Origin of the sequence: Serratia sp. N21D137, from assembly GCF_047530005.1 — a bacterium.
Classification (GTDB): Bacteria; Pseudomonadota; Gammaproteobacteria; order Enterobacterales; family Enterobacteriaceae; genus Chania; species Chania fonticola_B.
The window spans coordinates 52338-77212 of the sequence record NZ_JBLJAJ010000013.1; the positions used below are offsets into that span (position 1 = coordinate 52338).

A 24875-nucleotide genomic window follows, 5' to 3' on the forward strand; every position below is an offset into this window, starting at 1 on the left:
TCAGGATAGCAACTTTGGCAGATTAGGTCGCCAGAGACTGGGCGCAAGGGATGCGCCCGGGCAAAAATCAGCCACCACGGAGGATTGCGGGGGCCGCAGTACGCGGATTAAATTGCCAGTACAAGGCAAACAGCGTGATAAAGCCCACCAGCCCCAGCAGGAACCAGGGCAACTCCGGCATGCCCATCGCATTGCCGGTGTCATACATCCAGCCACCGCCGGTATAACCCAATGCGCCGCCGAGTGCCAACCCCAGGCGGCTAAAGCCCATGTAGCTGCCGCGTGCCCGTGAGTCGGCCAGCGAGGCGCTCAAGGTCTCACGCGCCGGTTCAGCAATGATCGATCCCAGATAGAAGCAGCAGATCAGAGTAAACACCGCTTGCAGGCTGGTGGCAAAGCCGACAGGCAATAGGCTGAGGGTCATCAGCAGCAAGCCGGCCATCAGGCGTTGTTCCAACCGGAAGTGTTTTTCGCTCCAACGTGCCAGCGGGTATAGCAATGAAAGCGATAGCGCAGCTTCTATGGCGTACATCCATTTGACCGCCGCCGGCGAACCGGCGATTTCGTTGACCACGATTGGCAGCATCAACATTACCTGTACCGATAACATGTAATAGCCGGTCAACGTCAACACATAGGTCAGGAAGCGGCGATCGCGCAGCACGCGCATCATGCCATCTTTCATCGGTGCGCGTATGGTAGAGATCCGGTAGTTGGGTAACAGCCAGGCATTCCAACCGGCGGCCAGTACGAAAATACCCGCGCCCACCCAGCAGACGAAATGAAAATCGTACTGCAGCAGCCAACTGCCGATTAACGCACCGATCACGGCACCGGCGCTGTCTTGCATCATCAGCAGCGAATAGAAACGGCTGCGCTCATGTGGGCGGGTCAGCTTGATCACCAGCGCGGTACGGGGCGGATCGAACAGGGTGCCGCCAATAGCGGACAGCGCGCAGGAAAACCACAGTATCCAGGGTTGATCGGCCATCGCCATGGTGGCAAAGCCCGCAGCGCGCAGCAGCATACCGGTGACGATCATCGGTTTGGCGCCAAAACGATCGGCAATTGCCCCGCCAAAGATCCCCAATCCCTGCTGAATGAGCTGGCGTAATCCCAGAGCCAGCCCCACGACCACGGCCGCCCAGCCAAGTTGATCGACAAAGCGAATAGAAATAAGTGGGAAGACGACGAAAAAGCCTAAAACCACCAACAGGTTATCGAACAATAAAAAATACTTACCCAAGCTCCGAGCTTGCGATACCAGAGACATGCTTCACCACGAGCAGTTGAAAGGAGAGAAAGACTACCCGGTTATTCTCTACCCAATACATGATGGCTGATAGGGGGGAGATAGATAATATTTTTTAATCGTCAATACGTTACCTGAGTGGCAAAACTACACTTAAAACTGGGCAAAACGGCTAACTGGCGATTTACTGAGCGCTCAGGGGCTTACCTGCCGGGCGGGCTACGGTTATATTACCGGGGGAATACGCGGTTTTACGCCGATAGTCTGCCATGAGTCATGCGAGATAACGCCTGGGCCCGTAGACGTTGACCCAATCAATACTTCTTATCGAACCGTTCAGACCGCGGGGGAAATGATGTTTGGCTATCGCTCTGCATCACCGAAAATACGCCTTACCACCGACCGGCTGGTTGTCCGTTTAGTTCACGAACGTGATACCTATCGCCTGGCCGAATACTATGCCGAAAACCGGGCGTTCCTGAAGCCCTGGGAGCCGGTGCGCGATGATAGCCACTGTTACCCTTCCGGCTGGCAAGCTCGCCTGGGTATGATCACGGAAATGCAAAAGCAGGGCAGTGCCTACTATTTTATCCTGCTCGATCCGGAAGAACTCCATGTGTGCGGCGTCGCCAACTTCAGCAATGTGCTGCGTGGATCGTTCCATGCCTGCTTCCTGGGGTACTCCCTGGGTGAGAAGTGGCAGGGGCAGGGGCTGATGTACGAAGCGTTGCAAACGGCCATCCGTTATATGCAGCGCCAACAGCGGATGCATCGCATCATGGCCAACTATATGCCGCATAACCAACGCAGCGGAGCGTTGCTGACCCGGCTCGGTTTTGAACGCGAAGGCTATGCCAAGGATTACCTGCTGATCGACGGACAGTGGCAGGATCATGTACTCACCGCATTGACCAATAAAGAGTGGCAACCACCACGCTGAGGCCGTACCAATGAAATATGAATTAAATGCCAAAGAAGCCCGAGTGATTGGCTGCATGATGGAAAAGCAGGTGACCACCCCTGACCAATATCCGCTTTCCCTCAATGCCATAACGCTGGCCTGCAATCAAAAAACCAACCGCGAGCCGGTGATGGACCTGTCGGAAAGCGAAGTCCAGCAGCAGCTTGATTTACTGTTAAGAAGGCACTTCCTGCGTACCTTAAGTGGTTTTGGTAATCGGGTAGTGAAGTATGAGCAGCGTTTTTGCAACTCCGAGTTCGGCCAACTGAAACTGTCACCGGCCGAAGTGGCGGTGATTGCGACCCTGTTATTACGCGGCGCGCAGACGCCGGGTGAACTGCGCACCCGCACCAACCGGATGCATGAATTCAACGACGTCAGCGAAGTGGAAGAAGTGTTGCAACAGTTGACGACGCGTGAGGATGGGCCGTTCGTGGTGCGTTTGCCGCGTGAGCCAGGCAAGCGTGAGAGCCGGTTTATGCACCTGTTCAGCGGCCAGATTGATGCGGCTCCGGCTGAAGCTGAGGAGGCCAATGCGGGTGAATTGACTGAACGGGTGGTGCGTTTGGAGGCCGAAGTTGCCGAATTGAAACAGCAGGTGCAGCAGCTACTGGCGCGGGGTTCACATGAGTAAACTACGTATCGGAGTAGTGGGTTTAGGCGGTATCGCGCAAAAGGCTTACTTGCCCATTCTTTCTCAAGCGGTGGACTGGCAGCTTGTTGGCGGCTTTTCACCGAATCAGCAAAAAGCCCAGCCGGTATGCGACAGCTATCGTATGCCCTATTTCTCTCGCCTTGATAGCCTGGCGCAACAGTGTGATGCGGTGTTCGTACACAGCAGCACTGCCAGCCATTTTCAGGTAGTGGGTGAACTGTTAGCGCAGGGCGTACACGTCTATGTGGATAAACCACTGGCGGAAACGTTGGAGCAGGGCGAACAGCTGATCGAACTGGCCGCAAAGCAGGGCGTAGCATTGATGGTGGGTTTCAACCGCCGTTTTGCGCCGCTGTATCGCCAGTTGAAACAGCAAATGCAGCTACCGGCCTCGATCCGCATGGACAAACACCGCGCCGATAGCGTCGGGCCAAATGACCTGCGATTCACCCTGCTGGATGATTATCTGCACGTGGTGGATACCGCGCTGTGGTTAGGCGGCGGTAGCGCCAGCTTGCAGAGTGGCCAGTTGCGCGCAAACGAAGCGGGCGAGATGCTTTACGCGGAACACCACTTTGCCTGCGGTGACACCATCGTTACGACCAGTATGCACCGGCGTGCTGGCAGCCAACGGGAGAGCGTGCAGGCAGTCACCAACGGTGCGGTCTATCAACTGAACGATATGCGACAATGGCTGCGGGAAGACCCGCAAGGCGTGCTCGAGAAACCAGCCCCAGGCTGGCAAACCACGCTGGAACAACGCGGTTTTGCCGGTGCAGTTCACCATTTTATTCAGTCCATCAGCAACCAGACCGCTCCGGAAACTGCCGGAGAACAGGCCATTTACGCCCAGCGATTGATCGAGAAAATGCTGCGTGATGCCAGTTAACCCCATGTAACATATGGCGGTAGCTATTAATGGCGTGGAGCCGTAGACTAACGCCACTCAACTGACGCCTGCCGATGCAGGCGTTGATATTTACCCGTCGTACTCATCAGAAAAACCACATGAATCTACTTAAATCACTGGCAGCCGTTAGCTCGATGACCATGTTTTCACGGGTGCTGGGCTTTGCGCGTGATGCCATCGTGGCACGCGTTTTTGGGGCAGGGATGGCTACGGATGCTTTCTTTGTGGCGTTCAAGCTGCCAAACCTTTTACGCCGCATCTTTGCGGAAGGGGCTTTCTCCCAGGCGTTTGTGCCGATCCTGGCGGAATACAAAAGCCAGCAGGGTGAAGAGGCAACGCGCACCTTTGTTGCCTACGTTTCCGGCCTGTTGACGCTGGTGCTGGCGGTAGTGACCGTGCTTGGCATGCTGGCCGCGCCCTGGGTGATCTTTATTACGGCTCCGGGGTTTACCGATACGCCGGATAAGTTTGCCCTGACCTCGTCGCTGTTGCGTATCACCTTCCCTTATATCCTGTTGATTTCGCTGGCCTCGCTGGTGGGGGCGATCCTCAATACCTGGAACCGTTTCTCCATTCCGGCCTTTGCGCCAACGCTGTTGAACGTCAGCATGATTGGCTTTGCGCTGTTTGCCGCGCCGTACTTCAATCCACCGGTGCTGGCTTTGGCCTGGGCGGTGGTAGTGGGGGGCGTGCTGCAACTGGGTTATCAATTACCGCACCTCAAGAAAATTGGCATGCTGGTATTGCCACGCCTGAAGCTAAATGACGCGGGCGTATGGCGCGTGATGCGTCAGATGGGGCCCGCAATCCTGGGGGTTTCGGTCAGTCAGATTTCGCTGATCATCAACACCATCTTTGCCTCTTTCCTGGTCTCTGGCTCGGTGTCGTGGATGTATTATGCCGACCGCCTGATGGAATTCCCTTCCGGGGTGCTGGGCGTAGCATTGGGCACCATCCTGCTGCCGTCCTTGGCGAAGAGTTTTTCCAGCGGTAATCATGAACAATATAACCGCCTGATGGACTGGGGCCTGCGTCTGTGCTTTGTGCTGGCTTTACCGAGTGCCATCGCGTTGGGCATCCTGGCCAAGCCGCTTACCGTCTCGTTGTTCCAGTACGGCAAGTTCTCCGCCTTTGATGCGGCGATGACCCAGCGTGCGCTGGTGGCCTACTCGGTTGGCTTGATGGGCCTGATCGTGGTGAAAGTGCTGGCACCGGGTTTCTACTCGCGCCAGGACATCAAAACCCCGGTGAAGATTGCCATCATTACGCTGATCCTGACCCAGGTGATGAACCTGATATTTATTGGCCCACTGAAGCATGCCGGGCTTTCGCTGTCGATTGGTCTGGGGGCCTGTCTGAATGCTTCGCTGTTGTATTGGCAACTGCGCAAGCAGGATATTTTCCAACCGCAGCCCGGCTGGGCGATGTTCCTGTTCAAGCTGGTGGTCGCCGTGCTGGTGATGGCTGCGGTACTGCTTGGCGTGATGTGGCTGATGCCGGAATGGGATCAGGGCAATATGCTGGCTCGCTTACTGCGTCTGTTGGTCGTGGTGGCTGCGGGGATTGTTGCCTACTTCGCGGTGTTGGGGATCCTCGGGTTCCGTCCTCGAGACTTCGCTCGGCGGGTAGACTGATACCCCACCGCTAATCATCAGATAAAAAAAGGTCGCTAACGCGACCTTTTTTACGGCTATCGAATGGATTACATACGTTCGACGGTTTCGATCCCGAGCGTATCCAGGCCGGTTTTCAACGTCTTGGCGGTCAGCAGGGCCAGCTTCAGGCGGCTCTGACGGGCCTCTTCGCTTTCGGCGTTGAGGATCTGGCAATGCTCGTAGAAGCCAGAGAACAGCCCCGCCAGGTCGTACAGATAGGTACACATTACGTGCGGTGTACCTTCACGGGCGACTACGGTAAGGGTTTCTTCGAACTGTAGCAGGCGAGTTGCCAGCGCGACTTCACGCTCTTCGGTCATCACCAACGGTAGCGTCAGGTTGCTTTCATCCACGCCAGCACGCTTGAACACCGAGGCAACGCGGGTATAGGCATACTGCATATACGGCGCAGTGTTGCCCTCGAAGGTCAGCATGTTATCCCAATCGAAGATGTAGTCCGTGGTGCGGCTTTTCGACAGATCGGCATATTTCACCGCACCGATGCCGACCGCATTAGCCACGTTCTGCATTTCATCGGCAGGCATGTCCGGGTTCTTCTCGGCAATCAGTTTGCTGGCGCGTTCAACGGCTTCATCCAGCAAATCGGAAAGTTTGATGGTGCCGCCTGAACGGGTTTTGAACGGTTTGCCGTCTTTACCCAGCATCATGCCGAACATGTGGTGTTCCAGCGAGACGGAGTCTGGCACGTAACCTGCTTTGCGCACGATAGTCCAGGCTTGCATCAGATGCTGATGCTGGCGCGAGTCGATGTAATAGAGAACACGATCGGCACCCAGGGTCTCGAAACGGTATTTGGCGCAGGCGATATCGGTAGTGGTATACAGGTAACCGCCATCTTTCTTCTGGATGATGACACCCATCGGATCGCCGTCTTTATTTTTATACTCGTCCAGGAACACCACGGTAGCGCCTTCGCTTTCTACCGCCAGTCCTTTCGCCTTGAGATCGGCAACGATGCCCGGCAGCATGGCGTTGTACAGGCTTTCGCCCATCACGTCATCTTCGGTCAGGGTGACATTCAGACGGTTATAGGTCAGTTGGTTCTGCGCCATGGTGATATCCACCAGCTTGCGCCACATCTTCAGACAGTATTGGTCGCCGCCTTGCAGTTTGACCACGTAACCACGGGCGCGCAGAGCGAAATCTTCGTCTTCGTCGTAGTTTTTCTTGGCTTCGCGGTAAAATTGCTCCAGATCCGACAGCCCCATATCGCTGGCGTGCTCGTTTTGCATCTTTTCCAGGTAGGCGATCAGCATGCCGAACTGGGTACCCCAGTCGCCCACATGGTTGGCGCGTATCACTTTATGGCCCAGGAATTCCTGAGTACGGGCAGCGGCATCGCCAATAATGGTGGAGCGCAGGTGACCCACATGCATTTCTTTCGCCACGTTGGGCGCAGAATAGTCGATCACGATGGTTTGCGGCTTAACGGGGGCAATGCCCAGCTTCTCTGCGCTCAGAGTGGCATCGGCCTGGCGGGCAACCCATTCGCTGTTCAGGAAAATATTGATAAAGCCTGGGCCGGCGATTTCCACTTTGCTGCTGATGTCACCCAGGTCAAGCAGTTGGACTACTTTCTCTGCCAGTTGTCGTGGCGGTATACCAAGAGTTTTGGCAACGGACATCACGCCGTTGGCTTGGTAGTCACCAAACTGTGCTTTCGCGGACTGACGAACCTGAGCTTCGCAATCGGCAGGCGCACCTGCGGCAATCAGCGCCTGGCTGACTTTATCTGATAGAAGAGCCTGAATATTCACCGGGTTACCTTAAATGACAAACGAGGGCCGTGCAGTACGCCCTCCGGATCAAAAGGTGGTTTTACTCTATTGGTTTGCAAAACGCCTTGACGCACAACTTGCAATCCAGCAGGGACGACGCCGCATATCGCAGGCGACGCTCAACCACAAAACAGCCTGCAATTGTACCCGATTGACGGCACCGCGTCAGTAGTTGACGCGGGCTGGCATGGTGAAAGATAGGGAAAAGTGAAGACCAAAAAGGTAAGTAGGTGAATCAAATCGTCCGCTGTCATTGGTTTGATGGGAGCGGATTAATGGACGCTTTAACGCTTTTTATTGCCTCGGCCAGAACGTAACACACTATTCTGGCGAGTTTTGAAATGGCGATAAATCGCGTAGCCAGCAATGGCTATTAAAACAAGGGATATACCTAACAGGGTCATGTTTATTTATCCAAAATCAAATACTCTCCTAACCTAACTTATTAACGCCACCTAATCAATTGTAATGCCTCTGTTTAGGATTTTCTCGCATCATTATTATTTTTTTTTGAATAAAAACATAGTGTTAAATTTTACTCTGGCTGAGGTGTCAGTTTCATTGTCAGCGATTGGCCTTGTGGAAACTAAAACGATTAAACATTAGTCATTCTTAATGGTTTTGATGCGAATTAATGGAGTGCGATATAAGATGATTCTTGATTGTTTCTTTCCTCATGAAGGATAGTTCGGTCTTAAATAGGTCGTTGCGCACCAAATGCAACATTATCTTTATCCTCTAGGTTTTTATTCTCTGATCCATAGCCTCCAGGCGATTCGACGTGTAGATTATTGGCCTGCCAAAGATCCTGGAGAACCTGAGAAACTTATGACTACCTTGTCATCGATCGCCGAACTTAACGACCTGACGCTGGACTTACCTCGCTTTGAACTGGCTCTGGAGCAGTTTGCACAACGGCTTCATCTTGAGCTGGCAACATTCAGCGCAGACCATATCTCGCTGCGTTGCCATCAGAACAGCACCGCCGATCGTTGGCGGCAAGGGTTACTGCATTGCGGATCGCTACTTTCGGAAACGATGATTAACGGCAGGCCGATTTGCCTGTTTGATCTCCATGAGCCGTTGAAGGTTGGCCCTTGGCAGATTGACTGTATCGAGCTGCCATACCCCGGTGAGAAGCGCTATCCGCATGAAGGATGGGAACATGTAGAGCTGGTGTTAAGCGGCGATCCCGCTACCCTGTATGCCCGCGCCCTGGAACATCTGCCTGACGAAGCCTTGCTGCTACCTGGCATCAAACTCAAGCAGAGCTCACCTAAAGGTCAGGGCGAACGCCTGGCCAATCCGACCTTGGCGATCAGCGATGGCAATGTCACCATCAAATTCCATCCGCATCATATTCGTGACATCGTGGCCAGTGAACGGGTGAAACCGTAGCGTGTCGTTTGTTGCCGATTTCGAATGGGGTGTCAGGGAGAAAAATGATGCGTTCGCGTTATTTATCCGACTTAACGCCGCCACTGTGACTGCGATCGATCCATTAATCAAAATTGAGTGCCATAGTTAGCACCTTGTGCCATTAAGACTTTTATCAGATTGTCATCCTGTGGCCTGTAGGGCGGCGGGTAAACGTTTGCTGTAGCATTTTTGACCGTTATCTGGGGGTAACAATAATGAAGCTGGAAGTTTGTTGCTATAGCGTCGACTGTGCCATGACAGCAGAGCATGCGGGCGCTGACCGCATAGAATTGTGTGCCAGCCAGAGTGAGGGCGGGTTGACGCCGAGCTTTGGATCGTTGCGGCTGGCTCGGGAGCGGGTAACGATACCCGTTCATCCAATAGTCCGGCCGCGCGGGGGCGATTTCTGCTACAGCGCCGTCGATTTCGAGATTATGAAGAACGACGTGGCGCAAATCAGCGAGATGGGTTTTGCCGGTGTGGTCATCGGCATGTTGGACGATGAAGGGCATATCGATCTTGCGCGGATGCGCGAGGTGATGAAATTAAGCGGTAATATGGCGGTGACCTTCCATCGCGCGTTCGATATGTGTCAAAACCCGATGGTGGCGCTGGAACAACTGACGCAGCTCGGCGTGGCGCGCATTCTGACCTCTGGGCAGCAGCAGAATGCCGAGTTGGGCTTACCGCTGTTACGCGACTTGGTGCATGCCAGCAACGGTCCGGTGATCATGGCCGGTGCCGGTGTCCGTTTGAGCAATATGCATAAGTTTGTGGATATCGGTATTCAGGAGTTGCATAGCTCGGCTGGGCATACGGTGCCTTCCACCATGCGTTACCGCAAGGCGGGTGTCACCATGTGTGCCGACAATGAGTTTGACGAATTCAGCCACTACTGCGTGGACGGGGAAACGGTAGAGGCGATGAAGAACGCGTTGGCCATGCTGACTCCTGTCGAATGAGATCCTAGGGAGCCGTATGCTGAGAGCGTTTAGCAATGGTCCAACGTTGTGAGCCTGGTTTGAAGCCCCGAATATTCGGGGCTTTTTGCATTTGTGCGCAAAAAAAGCCCTGAACAGGGTAGAGGTGCTCAGGGCAAACAGGTTCATACTTCTCTGGTGTTGGCGCGATACCAACACTTTAACTCTAGTTAACGATGAGCCACTGCCTTAAGTTTAAATGTTGATAAAATGTAACCGGCTGTTGTCGCTTATCGCAGACTCTCCACCCAGTGACAAATGGCCGAGAGTATTTGCACGGTGCCGCCGATATTGAATATGACGGCAATCCCTATGCCGGTCATGATGGTCAGCAATGCCATCAACAGTCTGTCAACACCTCGCATTAATCACCCTTATGAATTTGTTGAGTTTTTCCAGTCTACTAAAAGCGTTCAGTCTTCACGCTGAGCCTCGATAAGATTTCCCCACGATTGTATTGCCAGCGCTGACACACATGACAGGAGGCGACACGTTGGTATGCAGACGATACCGTTTGATGGTGCTGTTACTAAACAAGTTCAACCGCTTTTGGTCAGGAGGATACATGAGAGTTTATGTTGTGTGGTTAATGCTGGTTTGTTGTTCATTATCGGGCTGTGTTGCGGCTTATTATCGTTAACGGAGGAGGGGGAGATGCGTTATTTACTGATTGTCGGCCTTGTCATGTCGTTAACGGCCTGCGCAACGCTGTATTACAGGTGAGTGATGAGACATTTATTTATTTTGCTGGCCTTGGCATTGAGTGGTTGCGTCTCGGTGTATGGGCCAACTAAAACCGGTAACCAGCCCGGCAGTGCGGCTGAAACTGCCGCTGGCGAGCCGACTGCTGGTGCGAAGCCCACCTTGATAGGCAACCGTAAGCCAGATGAGCTGTTAACCCGTACTGAGGAAATTTTTGCGCAGAAAGGGTTAGTGGCCACGGTTGTCGATCCGCATCTGGGGATCGTTGGTGCGACGGGCAATGACGCTGAACTGGCCAGCCTGTATCTGACTTGTTCAGACCAGCCAGGGCCATCTAATCTGAATGTTACCTACCGGATCCTGGTGCAGACTTTTAGCGCTGGAGAAGGGACTAACGTGATGGTGCAAGTCAATGGCGTTGCGGGGCTGGTGGCTGCGGATGGTAACGATAAGGTCAAGCCCTTCGAATGTTCATCCAGCGGGGTGTTTGAAAAGGATCTGCTACAGGCTTTGAGAAAATAACGGTGGCAACTAAAAGGGCGTAGCATTGCTACACCCTTACATAATGAGTTGGTTATGGCTTACGGTTTTTTGGCGATCAGCACGGCGCGGATCGGTGCCGGGTAACCTTCAATCGTTTTGGTTGGATCCTGGGGATCGAGGAACTCGGCCAGTGACTCGCTGGTCATCCAGTCGGTGCGGCGCTGCTCTTCGGTGCTGGTTGGGCAGATATCGGCAATGCTGACGTCGACAAATCCGCATTTTTCCAGCCAGCACTTCAGCGCTTCGGCAGACGGAATAAAGTAGACGTTACGCATCTGCGCGTAGCGGTCGCCCGGCACCAATACCTGATGGCGATCGCCTGGCACGACCAGCGTTTCCAACACTAGCTCGCCCTCGGAAACCAGCTGGTTCTTCAACTGATACAGGTGATCCAGCGGGGAACGGCGGTGATAGAGCACGCCCATCGAGAAAACGGTGTCGAAAGCGGCCAGCTCGGGCAGTTGTTCGATACCCAGCGGCAACACATGGGCGCGTTGATCGCCACCCAGCAGTTTTCGCACCGCTTCGAACTGGCACAGGAACAGCTGCATTGGATCGATACCGACCGCCAGATGTGCTCCAGCACCGACCATGCGCCACAGATGGTAACCGCTGCCGCAACCCACATCCAGGATGGTACGGCCAGCCAGCGGGGAAATATGCGGCAGCACGCGATCCCACTTCCAGTCGGAATGCCATTCGGTATCGATATCAATGCCGTAAAGCGAGAACGGCCCTTTACGCCACGGCATCAGCGTACGCAGCATTTTCTCAATGCCTTCGAGCTGGCCAGGTGACAGCGGTTGTTCCATCTCGGCACGTACGCCATGCAATAAATCCAACTGGGTCGGCGTCAGGGAAGGCAGGTGCTCTACCGAATTGAACCACTGCTTGAACTTGCCATGCAGCGATTCGCGCTGCCAGGCGGTGATTTGGGCCGGCAGCGTATCCAGCCAGTGGCTCAGCGGGCTTTTGGCTATACGCTGGTAGAAGTCTCCAAACTCGATCATGCGGTTTCTCCTGATTTCAGGGCGATCAATGAGCCGAAGTTGAAGCATTGGAACCAGACTTCTGCATGTTCAAAACCGGCTTGCCGAAGGCGCGCTTTATGCGCTTCGACCGAATCGGTCAGCATCACGTTTTCCAGCATGCTACGCTTTTGGCTGATTTCCAATTCGCTGTAGCCGTTGGCGCGTTTGAAATCATGGTGCATGTTGAACAACAGTTCACCGACGTCCGCATCCTCAAAGCTGAATTTCTCTGACAGCACCAAGGCACCACCCGGACGTAGCCCACGATAAACCTGTTCGAGCAGGCGCAGCCGGTCAGCCGGTTCAAGAAACTGTAGGGTGAAGTTCAACACCACCATCGAGGCATTTTCGATGGTAATGTCTAAAATGTCCGCCTCAATGACGTCGACGGGCGTATCGGCGCGAAAAGCATCAAGATGGCGGCGGCAGCGCTCTACCATCGCGGGGGAATTATCGACCGCAATAATCTGACAACCTTCGACGCTGATGTTCCTGCGCATCGATAGCGTGGCCGCGCCGAGCGAGCACCCCAGGTCATACACCCGGCTGTGCGGCTGGACAAAACGTTCGGCCAGCATGCCAATCATCGAAATGATATTGGAGTAGCCCGGAACGGAACGCTGGATCATGTCTGGGAAGACTTCAGCAACGCGCTCGTCGAAGGTCCAGTCGCCCAGTTTGGCGATCGGGGCGGAAAAAAGAGTATCGCGGTTTGGCATAGCGGCAAATCAGGTCAGAATTCGAAGGGGCGTATACTAACAGAAAAGCGGCGCAGGCAGAAGCAGGCGGCGTGGCCGCCTGAACAGAGGGGATATTAGTGTAAACTAAAGATAATGTCCCACGGCAGATAAACGATATTGGCTATCACCATCAGTATCAATGAAAGATAGGTAGCCGCCATACCCGAACGGCGCCAGCGGACTTCACGGTTACGTAAACCGTAGTAGTGAACCAGCCGGCCTGCCATCAGCAGCAAACCACACAGATGCACCATCCAGACTTCAGCACCGTTCATCTCCATGATCACCAACAGGATGGCGGCGATCGGGATGTACTCCACGGCGTTACCGTGTACGCGGATCGCGGTTTGCAGCTCGTAGAACCCACCGTCACCGTAGGCAACCCGGTACTGCATTCTCAACCTGACCACGTCAAAAGAGAGTTTGATCAACAACAATGCGCCAAGCACCACATAGAGCGCGCTTACCATTCTTAACTCCATTCGTAACCAAATCTGGCAACGAGCATCATAACTGCCATCCTCGCGGCTGTCGCGAGGAAATATCCGATAGGACCCATCAGATTAATAGGTTAAAACAAGGCTTCTTGCTCAGGCCAGTCCGGAGGCATCGCTAAATTCGGAATTATGCCGTGTAGCCCTTGCCAGATTTTCTGTGCCTGCTGAGGAGAATCGCTGTTATCTGGCGTGTGAATAAACAGATAAGGCTGATGTTGTTGCGCCCAGTCAGGCAGCCTCTGTTGCCATGAATCAAACCAGCGCTGATTGTCCGCCAGCACGTCACCGCCGATAAAGCGGATCAACGGGTTGTCAGCCGTTATCACTGCATGTACCGGCAGCTTGGGCTTTTTCTGCTGCGCATCGCGGATCGCTGGGCTGTGCGGTTTGGCATGGTGCAGCGGGCGGCTATCGAGGATGGTCCGGTTAATGCCGCGTTGGTGCAAACCCTGATTCAGTTGGCGCTCTGCGTCACCCTTGGCGAAAAATTCCAGATGACGGACCTCTACTCCGTAGGTGAACTCCGGCGGTAAGGCATCAAGAAATGCCCACAGAACACCCAGATGCTCGGGTGCAAAGGCGGCGGGCAACTGCAGCCACAGTTGTCCGATACGCCCTTCGAGGGGGCGCAGGCAGTCATAAAATGCCTTGATATCGGCCTCACAGCCACGCAGTGCTGCTTTATGGCTGATCGCTGACGGGAATTTAAAGCAAAAACGGAAATCATCGCCGGTCATATCGCGCCAGCGATGCACAATTTCCGCCTTTGGCAGGGCATAGAAGGTGGTGTTACCTTCCACGCAGTTGAAGTAGCGGCTGTAGTCTGCCAGATCGCGCAGGCCGATACGGTTCCAGGCTGGATGTTGCCATTGCGGTAGTCCGATATACATCAAACGCTCATCTTCCCTGTTTTACATTTTGGCAACAACGGTAGCGTCATCCTGCCTTGCTTTCAAGTGCCTAAAACTGCGTTCACCATCGCAACACCTGAGCTTGAGGCGGGTGGAGGTCAATGCAGGTTAGCCGACCGTTGAGCGCAGGGATGCGCGATACGAGCCTCCATGGACGGATTTACGGCGTGTCGGCGTCCTGCATGACTTCCACCTGTTACTCTTTATCAACAGCTAGATGAGATTTTACAGCGCAGCAAGGATCTCACTGGTGCTACGCACACGGGCAATACGCGGGAAGATATTATCGAAGGCGAATTGGTGCATCTCGGCGCTGTAGGTGCTGCACATGTCTTCGGCGATCACCAACTCGTAGCCATGTTCCCAGGCCGCGCGCGCGGTAGACTCCACGCCAATATTGGTGGCGATACCGCCCAATACCACCGATTTGATACCCCGACGGCGCAGTTGCAGGTCCAGGTCGGTGCCATAGAATGCTCCCCATTGACGCTTGGTGATCAGCACATCGCTGTCTTGTACCGCCAGCGCTTCGGGGAATTCCCACCAGGAGGCTGGCAGCCCACCGACCGGAGACGGTGAAGGCTTATCTACCGGTTGCTTGAGCGCTTCGGCAAAGGAATCAGACCAGCCGACGCGCACCAGAAACACGGGGGCATTCAGCGCGCGGAAACGCCCTGCCAGATGGGCGGCATGGGTGATGACTTGGTTGGCACTGTGCGGGCCAGCGGCGTAAGGTAAAATGCCGTTTTGCAGATCGATCAGGACCAGGGCGGTGGTTTGGGCTTCAAGTTTCAACATTGGGAGCGTCTCTGGGTTAAAGTGGATTTAAGGTTGTGCTACTGGCATTTGAAAGACGACGGAGACATAGGCTACGTGATAAAACTGCTGCCAGTTAATGGGAAATTTGTTAACCGATGTGTTGTTTGCTACCGCTAGGTGCGATTTAGCATTGCAACAATGCCGTGTTCGCTCTTATCTGGCGCATGAATTTCCTTTATAATGACCGCCTTTTTTCACCAATCTTTAATCCAGCGATCTATGCCGATTTATGAATATGCATGTGGCTCATGCCAACATCGATTAGAGAAACTACAAAAATTTTCCGACGCGCCGTTGACCCAATGTCCGGCGTGTGGGCAGCCCGCACTGACCAAGTTGATCTCTGCCAGCGGTTTCCAGTTAAAGGGCACCGGCTGGTATGCAACAGACTTCAAACCGGGTGATAAATAACAATTCGTCAGATAATAGCCGTGCGGAAACAGCAACTGCTGCCAACCTCCGGCCGAATCGGCTTAAGTCAAAAGGATAGCGTATGCGTACTGAATATTGCGGGCAATTGAATCTGGCCCACGTCGGCCAGGAAGTCACTTTGTGTGGTTGGGTCAACCGCCGCCGCGATCTGGGTGGCCTGATCTTTATTGATATGCGTGACCGCGAAGGCATCGTGCAGGTGTTCTTCGATCCGGATCAGAAAGTGGCCTTCGACAAAGCCTTTGAACTGCGTAACGAGTTCTGCATCCAGATCGTCGGTACCGTGCGTGCGCGCCCGGAAAGCCAGGTCAACAAGGATATGGCGACTGGCGAAGTTGAGGTGTTCGCTCATCAGCTTGAGATCATCAACCGCTCCGAACCGCTGCCGTTAGACTCGAATCAGACCAACAGCGAAGAAGCGCGTCTGAAATATCGCTACCTGGATCTGCGTCGCCCGGAAATGGCCGACCGCCTGAAAACCCGTGCCAAGATCACCAGCTTTGTGCGCCGCTTTATGGACAGCCACGGTTTCCTGGATATCGAAACCCCAATGCTGACCAAAGCCACGCCGGAAGGTGCCCGTGACTATCTGGTACCAAGCCGCGTACATAAAGGTAAATTCTACGCGTTGCCACAGTCCCCACAGTTGTTCAAACAGCTGCTGATGATGTCTGGCTTCGACCGTTACTACCAGATCGTCAAGTGTTTCCGTGACGAAGACCTGCGCGCCGATCGCCAGCCGGAATTCACCCAGATCGACGTGGAAACCTCTTTCATGAGCGCCGAGCAGGTGCGTGAAGTGATGGAGCAACTGGTGCATGAACTGTGGCTGGACGTGAAGGGCGTCGATCTGGGTAAATTCCCAATCATGACCTTTGCCGAAGCGATGCGCCGTTACGGTTCCGATAAGCCAGACCTGCGTAACCCGCTGGAACTGGTGGACGTTGCCGACCTGGTTAAAGACGTTGAGTTTAAAGTGTTTTCTGGCCCGGCGAACGATGCCAAAGGCCGCGTGGCCGCGATTTGTGTTCCGGGTGGCGCGCAGCTGACCCGTAAGCAGATCGACGAATACGGCGCTTTCGTGAATATCTACGGTGCCAAAGGTTTGGCATGGCTGAAGGTTAACGATCGTGCTGCGGGTATGGAAGGCGTGCAAAGCCCGATTGCCAAATTCCTCAGTGCCGAAGTGCTGGAAGCGATCCTGGCGCGCACCAATGCGCAAACCGGCGACATTCTGTTCTTCGGTGCCGACAGCTTTAAAATCGTTACCGACGCCATGGGCGCGCTGCGCTTGAAAATCGGCCGCGATCTGGGCCTGACCAAGCTCGACAGCTGGGCACCGCTGTGGGTGGTCGATTTCCCAATGTTCGAAGAGGACGGCGAAGGTGGCCTGGCGGCGATGCACCATCCGTTTACCGCCCCGCGCGATATGAGCCCGGAAGAGCTGCAAAAAGATCCTACCTCAGCTATCGCCAATGCCTACGATATGGTGCTGAACGGCTATGAAGTGGGTGGTGGTTCCGTGCGTATTCACCGCAGTGAAATGCAGCAAACCGTCTTCGGTATTCTTGGCATCAACGAACAAGAACAACGTGAGAAGTTTGGCTTCCTGCTGGATGCGCTGAAGTACGGTACTCCTCCGCACGCCGGTTTGGCCTTCGGTCTGGATCGTCTGGTGATGTTGGTAACCGGTACCGAGAACATCCGTGATGTTATCGCTTTCCCGAAAACTACCGCGGCAGCCTGTCTGATGACCGATGCACCAAGCTTCGCCAACCCGGCTTCGTTGCAGGAACTGGCGATCAGCGTAGTGAAGAAAGCCTCAGCCGAACAAGAGAGCGAGTGATGAATTACAAGCGGCCCGAGTCTATTCTGGTGGTGATTTATGCAAAATCCAGTGGCCGGGTGCTGATGTTACAGCGGCGTGACGATACGGAGTTCTGGCAGTCGGTCACCGGCAGCCTTGAAGACGCCGAATCGCCGCCGCATGCCGCACAGCGCGAAGTCATGGAAGAGATTGGCATCGATATCGCAGCAGAGGGTCTGCCGTTGTTCGATTGCCAGCGCTGTGTGGAATTTGAACTCTTTGTCCATTTGCGACACCGCTATGCGCCGGGAACCACGCGTAATAAAGAGCACTGGTTCTGTCTGGCGTTACCTGATGAGCGCGATCCGGTCTTGACCGAACATCATGCTTACCAATGGCTTGAGGCGTCCGAGGCGGTCAAACTGACCAAGTCTTGGAGTAATCAGCAGGCGATTGAAGAGTTTGTGATCCATTCTGTCCAGTAGTTCTTTTTGGAGATATTTTTTATGGCAGGTCATAGTAAATGGGCCAACACCAAACACCGCAAAGCTGCACAAGATTCCAAACGCGGTAAGATTTTCACTAAAATTATCCGTGAGCTGGTGACTGCCGCCAAATTGGGCGGCGGCGATCCGGGTTCGAACCCGCGTCTGCGTGCGGCTATTGATAAAGCGCTGTCCAACAACATGACGCGCGATACCCTGAACCGTGCTATCGCCCGTGGCGTAGGCGGCGATGATGATACCAATATGGAAACCATCATCTATGAAGGTTACGGCCCTGGCGGCACTGCGGTAATGATCGAATGCCTGAGTGACAACCGTAACCGTACCGTGGCAGAAGTGCGCCATGCCTTCACCAAGTGTGGTGGCAACCTGGGTACCGACGGTTCCGTGGCCTATCTGTTCACCAAAAAAGGCGTGATCACCTATGCACCGGGTCTGGATGAAGACACGGTGATGGAAGCCGCATTGGAAGCGGGTGCTGAAGATATCCAGACCTATGACGACGGTGCCATTGACGTCTTCACCGCCTGGGAAAATCTGGGTGAAGTGAAAGACGCGTTGACCGCGGCAGGCTTTGAGGCAGACTCGGCCGAGGTTTCCATGATCCCGTCCACCAAAGCGGACATGGATGCTGAAACGGCGCCTAAGTTACTGCGCTTGATCGACATGCTGGAAGACTGTGACGACGTGCAGGAGGTTTACCATAACGGTGAGATCTCCGACGAGATCGCTGCAACGCTGTAATGCAGGTGAATGATGGCGTTGCCAACCGGCAACGCCAGGCAACAATCAATGCAGGGTGGTGGTAGCAATGGCGATCATACTGGGTATCGATCCCGGCTCGCGCGTCACCGGCTATGGCCTGATCCGCCAGCAGGGCCGCCAACTGACCTATGTTGCCAGCGGTTGTATTCGTACCGTGGTGGATGATATGCCAACGCGCCTGAAGCTGATTTATGCTGGCGTGAGCGAAATCATCACCCAGTTTCAACCGGACTTCTTCGCCATCGAACAGGTGTTTATGGCCAAGAACCCGGACTCGGCGCTGAAGTTGGGGCAAGCGAGGGGCGTGGCGATCGTTGCCGCCGTCAATCAAAACCTGGAAGTGTTTGAGTATGCGGCGCGTCAGGTGAAACAGACGGTGGTCGGTACCGGTGCGGCGGAAAAGTCTCAGGTGCAGCATATGGTTCGCTCACTGCTGAAGCTGTCTGCCAATCCTCAGGCGGATGCCGCGGATGCGTTGGCTATCGCCATTACCCACTGCCATCTCAGCCAGAACGTGCTGCGTATGAGTGAAGGGCGGTTGAATCTGGCGCGTGGGCGTTTACGTTAGGGGTCTGTAACGTAGAGGCTGCATGCTGGCTCGCCGAGGCATGGCCATTTTGTTATCGTTCGGAGGCTGGATATTCATCCAGCCTTTTTTATGGTATAAGCTGTATCAATACTGCGTGGCAGTTCGCCACGTACAGGGATCCATTCAGGAGGGGTAATGATAGGTCGTCTCAGAGGAATTATTCTGGAAAAGCAGCCACCGCTGGTGTTACTTGAAACCAATGGCGTCGGGTATGAAGTGCATATGCCGATGACCTGCTTTTACGAGCTGCCGGAACTGGGGCAAGAGGCTATCGTGTTTACCCAATTCGTGGTGCGTGAAGATGCACAGCTGCTGTATGGGTTCAATGATAAACAAGAGCGTGCGCTGTTCCGTGAGCTGATTAAAGTGAACGGCGTGGGGCCAAAACTGGCACTAGCGATCCTCTCCGGCATGTCTGCCCAGCAGTTTGTCAGCGCGGTGGAACGTGAAGAGATCACTACGTTGATCAAATTGCCAGGCGTGGGTAAGAAAACCGCCGAGCGTCTGGTCGTCGAAATGAAAGACCGCTTCAAAGGCCTGAACGGCGATCTGTTCAACAACAGCAGTGAAATCCCTCTACCGGCCAGTGCGGCCAAAGCGGCGGAGATGGATATTGAAGCCGAAGCGGCCTCCGCACTGGTGGCCTTGGGCTATAAGCCGCAGGAAGCCAGCCGCATGGTCAGCAAGGTTGCCAAGCCGGGTGCGGATTGCGAGGCATTAATCCGCGAAGCATTACGTGCCGCACTGTAGGCCGGAAAGGGGTAGACCATGATTGAAGCCGACCGCCTGATCTCTGCCGAGCCGTTCAATGAAGAAGAGGTGCTGGATCGTGCGATCCGCCCTAAGCTGCTGACGGAGTACGTTGGCCAGCCGCACGTGCGTGAGCAGATGGAAATCTTTATTCAGGCTGCCAAACAGCGCGGCGATGCATTGGACCACCTGTTGATCTTCGGGCCGCCTGGGTTGGGTAAAACCACCTTGGCCAACATCGTGGCTAATGAGATGGGCGTTAACCTGCGTACCACTTCTGGTCCGGTGCTGGAAAAGGCGGGGGATCTGGCGGCTATGCTCACCAACCTGGAACCCCATGACGTGCTGTTTATCGACGAAATCCACCGTCTTTCGCCGGTAGTGGAAGAGATCCTGTATCCAGCGATGGAAGACTATCAGTTGGATATCATGATCGGTGAAGGTCCGGCGGCGCGCTCAATCAAGCTCGACCTGCCACCGTTCACCCTGGTTGGAGCCACCACGCGGGCCGGTTCCTTGACCTCTCCATTACGCGATCGCTTCGGCATCGTGCAGCGTCTGGAGTTTTATCAGGTGGCCGATCTGGAGCATATCGTTTCCCGCAGTGCCAACTGCCTGGGGTTGGATCTGTCTCCCGATGGGGCGCATGAAGTGGCACGTCGCGCCCGCGGTACGCCGCGTATTGCCAACCGTCTGCTGCGCCGCGTGCGCGACTTTGCCGAAGTCCGTGCCAACGGAGTGATCAATGGTGAAGTGGCCATGCAGGCATTGGATATGCTGAACGTCGATGCGGAAGGTTTCGACTATATGGACCGCAAGCTGTTGCTGGCGATCATCGACAAGTTTACCGGTGGCCCGGTGGGGTTGGATAACCTGGCGGCGGCAATCGGTGAAGAGCGTGAAACTATAGAAGACGTGATCGAACCCTTCCTGATCCAACAAGGGTTTATTCAGCGTACTCCGCGTGGCCGAATGGCGACCAATCATGCCTATAAGCACTTTGGTATCGAGCGAGAAGAGAAGTAGCAATCCAGGAGTTACGCCAGGGGAGACCCTGGCGTAATGAGATCAAGCCTGCTGCTTTTTCGACAGGCTCAGTACAAACAGCACCGCAGCGCTTAACACTACCGAGGGCCCAGCTGGCGTATCGTAGAATGCCGAGAAGGTTAGCCCGCCGGTGACCGCAATTATCCCTATCAATACCGCATAACCGGCCATTTGTTCAGGAGTGCGGGCAAAACGCCGTGCGGTTGCGGCTGGGATAATCAGTAGCGACGTAATAATCAGCGCACCGACAAATTTCATGGCCAGCCCGATGGTCAAGGCGGTGACCAGCGTTAAAATGGTGCGTGCGCGTGGCAGGTTAACGCCGTCGACATGAGCCATCTCCGGGCTGATGGTCATCGACAGCAGATCGCGCCATTGCCACCAGAGCACCAACAGCACAATCACCACGCCAGTACCGATCATCCAGATATCGCCGATCGTCACCGACAGCAAATCCCCAAACAGATAAGCCATCAGATCTACGCGCACGTTGGACATCAGTGCGACCACCACTAAACCCAGCGATAGCGCACTATGCGCCATAATGCCGAGCAGCGTATCGATCGACAACTGCGGGCGGCGCTCCAGCCAAACCAGCACCAGGGCTAACAGTAGCGTGACGGCAATCACGGCGTAAAACGGGTTGACGTCCAGCAATAAGCCGAAGGCAACGCCAAGCAGCGATGCATGTGCCAGCGTATCGCCAAAGTATGACATTCGGCGCCAGACCACAAAGGAACCCAACGGGCCCGCCGCCGCAGCCAGCAGCACACCGGCCAGCCAGCCGGGCAATAACAGTTCAATCATGCCTCACGGCCCCCGGTTTTTTTCAGCACAATTCTGCCTTGCAGGTCGTGACGGTGATTATGGTGATGGCGATAGATCGCCAACTGCTCAGCGCCCCGGTTACCGAACATGGCGATAAACTCCGGGTGCATTGACACCACTTCCGGTGTGCCAGAGCAGCAGATATGTTGGTTCAGGCACAGGACGTCGTCGGTTTTGGCCATCACCAGGTGCAGGTCATGGGAAACCATTAGCACCGCGCAGCCCAGCTCTTTGCGCAATTGGTCGATCAGGTCGTATAACGCCAACTGGCCGTTAACGTCCACCCCTTGCGTGGGCTCATCCAGCACCAGCAACTGCGGTTGATTCAACAGCGCTCGTGCCAGCAACACCCGCTGGTTTTCGCCGCCGGACAGCTTTTGCATGGGCTGATCCAACAGGTGCGCGGCATGCACGCGTTTGAGCGCGGGCAAGATATCGGCCTTTTTCACCCCGGGTTTGAGCCGCATAAAGCGGTTGACGGTCAGGGGCAGGGTGGCATCGAGATGCAGCTTTTGCGGCACATAGCCAATGCGCAGCCCAGGCAGACGTTCCAGCGTGCCTTCCGTTGGGGCAATTAAGCCCAGCACTACGCGAACCAGCGTTGACTTGCCGGCCCCGTTAGGCCCGAGGAGCGTCAGAATACGACCCGGTTGCAGGTTAAGAGAGATATTTGTCAGTACCCGCCGGGTACCAAAAGAAACAGAGATATTTTTTAGCGTTGCCAGTGTAGACATATCGTGATTACATTTTGCAGAACTAACCGAATGTTATAATATCACGCTTCTTTACTGAAAACGACGGGATTACTGATGATGGTACAGAAAAATAAATGGCTGCAACGCACTCTGCTGGCAACGGCTTTGGTAATGGCTGGCAATGCGACGGCCGCCGTAGTGACCTCTATCCGCCCGCTGGGCTTTATCGCATCCGCTATCGCAGATGGGGTCACGCCTACCGAGATTTTATTACCGGACGGTGCCTCGCCTCATGACTTCGCCTTGCGCCCGTCGGACATTCAGCGGCTGCGTAGCGCCGACCTGGTGCTGTGGGTAGGACCAGATATGGAGGCTTTTCTGACCAAATCTTTGACGCAGCTGCCCGCCAATAAGCAATTGGCGATCGGTGAACTGCCTGCGGTACAGCCGTTGCTGATGAAAGGCGATGACGATCATGACCATGATCATGCAGACGAAGCGCATAGTCATGCGGATGGCGACGATGGACATGACCATCATCACGGTGACTATAATATGCACGTTTGGCTGTCGCCAGAGGTGGCAAAAGTGACCGCGATCGCGATTCACGACAGATTATTGGAACTTATGCCGCAAAAGAAGGACAAATTAGACGCAAACCTGCGCCAGTTCGAGGATCAGCTAGCGCAAACTGATAAAAATCTTGTTAAGATGCTAACGCCTGTGCAAGGTAAGGGATATTTTGTTTTTCATGACGCTTATGGCTACTTTGAAAAACACTTCGGCTTGAGCCCACTGGGCCATTTTACCGTTAACCCCGAAATTCAACCTGGCGCACAGCGTTTACACCAAATTCGAACACAGTTGGTTGAGCAGAAAGCAGTCTGCGTTTTTGCTGAGCCACAATTCAGACCGGCCGTAATTAATGCCGTTGCCAAGGGGACCAATGTGCGTTCTGGAACGCTGGACCCGCTGGGCACCGGCATCGAACTGGGGAAAGACAGCTACGGGAACTTCCTGACAGCGCTGTCCAACCAGTACGTGAGCTGCCTGAAGTAAAGATTATGAGGATATTATTGAGTGCAGAAGATAGTCCGAACTATCACTCTGGCGTATAACAACCTGCCTCGGCCCCATCGCGTAATGCTAGGGTCGTTGACAGTCGTTACGTTGGCCGTCGCTGTTTGGCGGCCTTCCGTTTATCACCCAGAACATAACCCTATCGTTAAAAGCGTCGAGTTGGAAGCCAACCAGTTAAGGGCATTGCAGCCCGAAGCCAGTGAACCTATTGATGCCGACCAACCCACCCCCGATGATGACATCCCTGAGGATGAGCTGGACCAGAAGGTCGCCGGAGAGGAAGGTGTGCATGAATATGTGGTTTCTACCGGTGACACGCTCGGCAGTATTCTGACTCAGTACGGTATCGAAATGTCGGATGTTTCGCTGCTGGCTTCGCAGAACCGCGATTTGCGTAACCTGAAAATCGGCCAGCAACTCTCCTGGACGCTTACCGAAGATGGCGATCTCAAGCGCCTGACCTGGGAAGTTTCACGCCGTGAAACCCGCACCTATGATCGTGTGGGCAATTCCTTTAAAGAAACCAAGGAAACCCAAAAGGGTGAATGGCGCAACAGCGTGCTGACCGGCAAGCTGAACGGCAGCTTTGTCAGCAGCGCCTCGGCGGCTGGCCTGAGCCGTGCCGAGATCAATGCGGTAATCAAAGCCCTGCAGTGGCAGCTTGATTTTCGCAAGCTGCGCAAAGGCGATCAGTTCGCGGTGTTGATGTCGCGCGAAGAGTTTGACGGCAAGAGCGAGCAAAGCCAACTGTTGGGCGTGCGTATGCGCAGCAGCGGCAAAGACTACTTCGCCATCCGCGCCGATGACGGCAAGTTCTACGATCGTCAGGGTTCCGGGTTGGCGCGTGGCTTTATGCGTTTCCCGACCATGAAGCAGTTCCGTATTTCTTCCAACTTTAACCCACGCCGCGTAAATCCGGTGACCGGGCGCATTGCACCGCATAAAGGCGTCGACTTCGCCATGCCGGTCGGCACGCCAGTGTTGGCGGTGGGTGACGGTGAAGTGGTGATCGCCAAACGCAGTGGCGCGGCAGGTAACTATGTGGCGATCCGTCATGGCCGCCAATACACCACGCGCTATATGCACTTGAAAAAGCTGTTGGTCAAGCCAGGGCAGAAGGTGAAACGTGGCGATCGCATTGCGCTTTCCGGTAACACCGGCCGCTCTACCGGCCCACATTTGCATTATGAAATGTGGACTAACCAGCAAGCGGTTAACCCATTGACGGCTAAGTTGCCTCGCTCGGAAGGGCTGATGGGCAAAGATCGCAGTGATTACCTGGCGCAGGTGAAGGAAGTGGTGCCACAGCTGCAGCTGGATTAACCATCGCTATCCCTTATGATTTCCCATCGGCCTGATTTCGGGCCGATGTTTTTTTATTAATGCCTGCTCGAGATAACGATAGCTGCATTTTGTCAGTGAACGGTGATGGTTTTAACCTGACTCACCCGCCTGACTGCAACTAGGTATATAGTTTATATCTTCCGAGCAGGTGCGTTGAA

The 24875-nt window shown here is 54.6% G+C and carries 26 protein-coding genes; 16 read left to right on the forward strand and 10 right to left on the reverse strand.

Translation table 11 applies throughout. The features are described 5' to 3' along the window. Positions 1 to 67: 67 nt before the first annotated feature. Positions 68 to 1273 (reverse strand): multidrug efflux MFS transporter MdtH, encoded by a 1206-nt coding sequence (gene mdtH / locus ACMV5H_RS12430; protein ID WP_021806673.1) that lies wholly within the window; start codon positions 1271 to 1273, stop codon positions 68 to 70. A 334-nt stretch (positions 1274 to 1607) separates the two neighbouring features. On the opposite strand from mdtH, the gene rimJ reads away from it, so the two are divergent. The 4 genes from rimJ (at position 1608) to murJ (ending at position 5412) form a co-directional block, all read left to right on the forward strand. After that, on the forward strand, positions 1608 to 2192 hold the full coding sequence (gene rimJ, locus ACMV5H_RS12435; protein ID WP_414821935.1) for a ribosomal protein S5-alanine N-acetyltransferase: 585 nt from the start codon (positions 1608 to 1610) through the stop codon (positions 2190 to 2192). A gap of 10 nt (positions 2193 to 2202) precedes the next feature. Continuing rightward, on the forward strand, positions 2203 to 2847 hold the full coding sequence (locus ACMV5H_RS12440; RefSeq protein ID WP_024486701.1) for a YceH family protein: 645 nt from the start codon (positions 2203 to 2205) through the stop codon (positions 2845 to 2847). Further along, positions 2840 to 3757 (forward strand): Gfo/Idh/MocA family protein, encoded by a 918-nt coding sequence (locus ACMV5H_RS12445; protein ID WP_059201002.1) that lies wholly within the window; start codon positions 2840 to 2842, stop codon positions 3755 to 3757. The genes ACMV5H_RS12440 and ACMV5H_RS12445 overlap by 8 nt, the downstream gene beginning before the upstream one ends. Before the next feature lie 119 nt (positions 3758 to 3876). Then, positions 3877 to 5412: a murein biosynthesis integral membrane protein MurJ gene (gene murJ / locus ACMV5H_RS12450; protein WP_414821922.1), complete on the forward strand. Its 1536-nt coding sequence runs from the start codon at positions 3877 to 3879 to the stop codon at positions 5410 to 5412. Positions 5413 to 5480: 68 nt separating this feature from the next. On the opposite strand, the gene argS is transcribed toward murJ, so the two are convergent. Beyond that, the gene (gene argS / locus ACMV5H_RS12455) at positions 5481 to 7211 is read right to left on the reverse strand and encodes an arginine--tRNA ligase (RefSeq protein WP_414821923.1); all 1731 of its coding nucleotides are present in this window, start codon (positions 7209 to 7211) and stop codon (positions 5481 to 5483) included. Positions 7212 to 8060: 849 nt separating this feature from the next. Here argS and ACMV5H_RS12460 point away from each other — a divergent pair. Further along, complete coding sequence (locus ACMV5H_RS12460; protein WP_115158972.1) at positions 8061 to 8630, forward strand: VOC family protein; 570 nt, start codon at positions 8061 to 8063, stop codon at positions 8628 to 8630. A gap of 233 nt (positions 8631 to 8863) precedes the next feature. Continuing rightward, positions 8864 to 9613 carry a copper homeostasis protein CutC gene (gene cutC, locus ACMV5H_RS12465; RefSeq protein ID WP_115158825.1) on the forward strand — a complete coding sequence of 250 codons (750 nt, stop codon included), beginning with the start codon at positions 8864 to 8866 and terminating at the stop codon, positions 9611 to 9613. A 248-nt stretch (positions 9614 to 9861) separates the two neighbouring features. On the opposite strand, the gene ACMV5H_RS12470 is transcribed toward cutC, so the two are convergent. After that, entirely contained in the window at positions 9862 to 9996 is a 135-nt protein-coding gene (locus tag ACMV5H_RS12470; protein WP_414821924.1) for a hypothetical protein, read from the reverse strand. Positions 9997 to 10357: 361 nt separating this feature from the next. On the opposite strand from ACMV5H_RS12470, the gene ACMV5H_RS12475 reads away from it, so the two are divergent. Continuing rightward, positions 10358 to 10855, forward strand: a complete 498-nt coding sequence (locus ACMV5H_RS12475) for a hypothetical protein (protein WP_223499908.1) — start codon at positions 10358 to 10360, stop codon at positions 10853 to 10855. A 59-nt stretch (positions 10856 to 10914) separates the two neighbouring features. On the opposite strand, the gene cmoB is transcribed toward ACMV5H_RS12475, so the two are convergent. From cmoB to ACMV5H_RS12500, 5 genes are all read right to left on the reverse strand, one after another. Then, positions 10915 to 11886, reverse strand: coding sequence for a tRNA 5-methoxyuridine(34)/uridine 5-oxyacetic acid(34) synthase CmoB (gene cmoB, locus ACMV5H_RS12480; RefSeq protein ID WP_021181137.1), 972 nt, complete (start codon positions 11884 to 11886; stop codon positions 10915 to 10917). Next, a complete protein-coding gene (gene cmoA, locus ACMV5H_RS12485; protein ID WP_021806664.1) occupies positions 11883 to 12626 on the reverse strand; it encodes a carboxy-S-adenosyl-L-methionine synthase CmoA in 744 nt (247 codons plus the stop codon). The genes cmoB and cmoA overlap by 4 nt, the downstream gene beginning before the upstream one ends. A 95-nt stretch (positions 12627 to 12721) precedes the next feature. Next, complete coding sequence (locus ACMV5H_RS12490; RefSeq protein WP_021806663.1) at positions 12722 to 13117, reverse strand: MAPEG family protein; 396 nt, start codon at positions 13115 to 13117, stop codon at positions 12722 to 12724. A gap of 101 nt (positions 13118 to 13218) precedes the next feature. After that, positions 13219 to 14034: a DUF72 domain-containing protein gene (locus tag ACMV5H_RS12495; protein ID WP_021806662.1), complete on the reverse strand. Its 816-nt coding sequence runs from the start codon at positions 14032 to 14034 to the stop codon at positions 13219 to 13221. Positions 14035 to 14280: 246 nt separating this feature from the next. Continuing rightward, positions 14281 to 14853: a hydrolase gene (locus tag ACMV5H_RS12500; protein WP_414821925.1), complete on the reverse strand. Its 573-nt coding sequence runs from the start codon at positions 14851 to 14853 to the stop codon at positions 14281 to 14283. A gap of 240 nt (positions 14854 to 15093) precedes the next feature. Here ACMV5H_RS12500 and ACMV5H_RS12505 point away from each other — a divergent pair, with 240 nt between their 5' ends. The 7 genes from ACMV5H_RS12505 (at position 15094) to ruvB (ending at position 20749) form a co-directional block, all read left to right on the forward strand. Then, entirely contained in the window at positions 15094 to 15285 is a 192-nt protein-coding gene (locus ACMV5H_RS12505; protein ID WP_071683691.1) for an FmdB family zinc ribbon protein, read from the forward strand. A gap of 82 nt (positions 15286 to 15367) precedes the next feature. Further along, positions 15368 to 17152, forward strand: a complete 1785-nt coding sequence (aspS, locus tag ACMV5H_RS12510) for an aspartate--tRNA ligase (RefSeq protein WP_021181143.1) — start codon at positions 15368 to 15370, stop codon at positions 17150 to 17152. Further along, positions 17152 to 17598 (forward strand): dihydroneopterin triphosphate diphosphatase, encoded by a 447-nt coding sequence (nudB, locus tag ACMV5H_RS12515; protein WP_021181144.1) that lies wholly within the window; start codon positions 17152 to 17154, stop codon positions 17596 to 17598. The genes aspS and nudB overlap by 1 nt, the downstream gene beginning before the upstream one ends. A 21-nt stretch (positions 17599 to 17619) precedes the next feature. Then, positions 17620 to 18363: a YebC/PmpR family DNA-binding transcriptional regulator gene (locus tag ACMV5H_RS12520; RefSeq protein ID WP_021181145.1), complete on the forward strand. Its 744-nt coding sequence runs from the start codon at positions 17620 to 17622 to the stop codon at positions 18361 to 18363. A 67-nt stretch (positions 18364 to 18430) separates the two neighbouring features. Next, complete coding sequence (ruvC, locus tag ACMV5H_RS12525; protein ID WP_021181146.1) at positions 18431 to 18952, forward strand: crossover junction endodeoxyribonuclease RuvC; 522 nt, start codon at positions 18431 to 18433, stop codon at positions 18950 to 18952. A gap of 156 nt (positions 18953 to 19108) precedes the next feature. Next, positions 19109 to 19723 carry a Holliday junction branch migration protein RuvA gene (ruvA, locus tag ACMV5H_RS12530; protein WP_021806658.1) on the forward strand — a complete coding sequence of 205 codons (615 nt, stop codon included), beginning with the start codon at positions 19109 to 19111 and terminating at the stop codon, positions 19721 to 19723. A gap of 18 nt (positions 19724 to 19741) precedes the next feature. Beyond that, a complete protein-coding gene (gene ruvB / locus ACMV5H_RS12535) occupies positions 19742 to 20749 on the forward strand; it encodes a Holliday junction branch migration DNA helicase RuvB (protein ID WP_021806657.1) in 1008 nt (335 codons plus the stop codon). Between the two features lie 42 nt (positions 20750 to 20791). Here ruvB and znuB read toward each other — a convergent pair whose 3' ends face one another. Next, positions 20792 to 21577 carry a zinc ABC transporter permease subunit ZnuB gene (gene znuB / locus ACMV5H_RS12540; RefSeq protein WP_414821926.1) on the reverse strand — a complete coding sequence of 262 codons (786 nt, stop codon included), beginning with the start codon at positions 21575 to 21577 and terminating at the stop codon, positions 20792 to 20794. After that, on the reverse strand, positions 21574 to 22332 hold the full coding sequence (znuC, locus tag ACMV5H_RS12545) for a zinc ABC transporter ATP-binding protein ZnuC (RefSeq protein WP_021181151.1): 759 nt from the start codon (positions 22330 to 22332) through the stop codon (positions 21574 to 21576). The genes znuB and znuC overlap by 4 nt, the downstream gene beginning before the upstream one ends. A 78-nt stretch (positions 22333 to 22410) precedes the next feature. On the opposite strand from znuC, the gene znuA reads away from it, so the two are divergent. Beyond that, positions 22411 to 23352 (forward strand): zinc ABC transporter substrate-binding protein ZnuA, encoded by a 942-nt coding sequence (gene znuA, locus ACMV5H_RS12550; RefSeq protein WP_218520382.1) that lies wholly within the window; start codon positions 22411 to 22413, stop codon positions 23350 to 23352. Between the two features lie 21 nt (positions 23353 to 23373). Next, positions 23374 to 24696 carry a murein DD-endopeptidase MepM gene (mepM, locus tag ACMV5H_RS12555; RefSeq protein WP_037376005.1) on the forward strand — a complete coding sequence of 441 codons (1323 nt, stop codon included), beginning with the start codon at positions 23374 to 23376 and terminating at the stop codon, positions 24694 to 24696. Positions 24697 to 24875 lie beyond the last annotated feature (179 nt).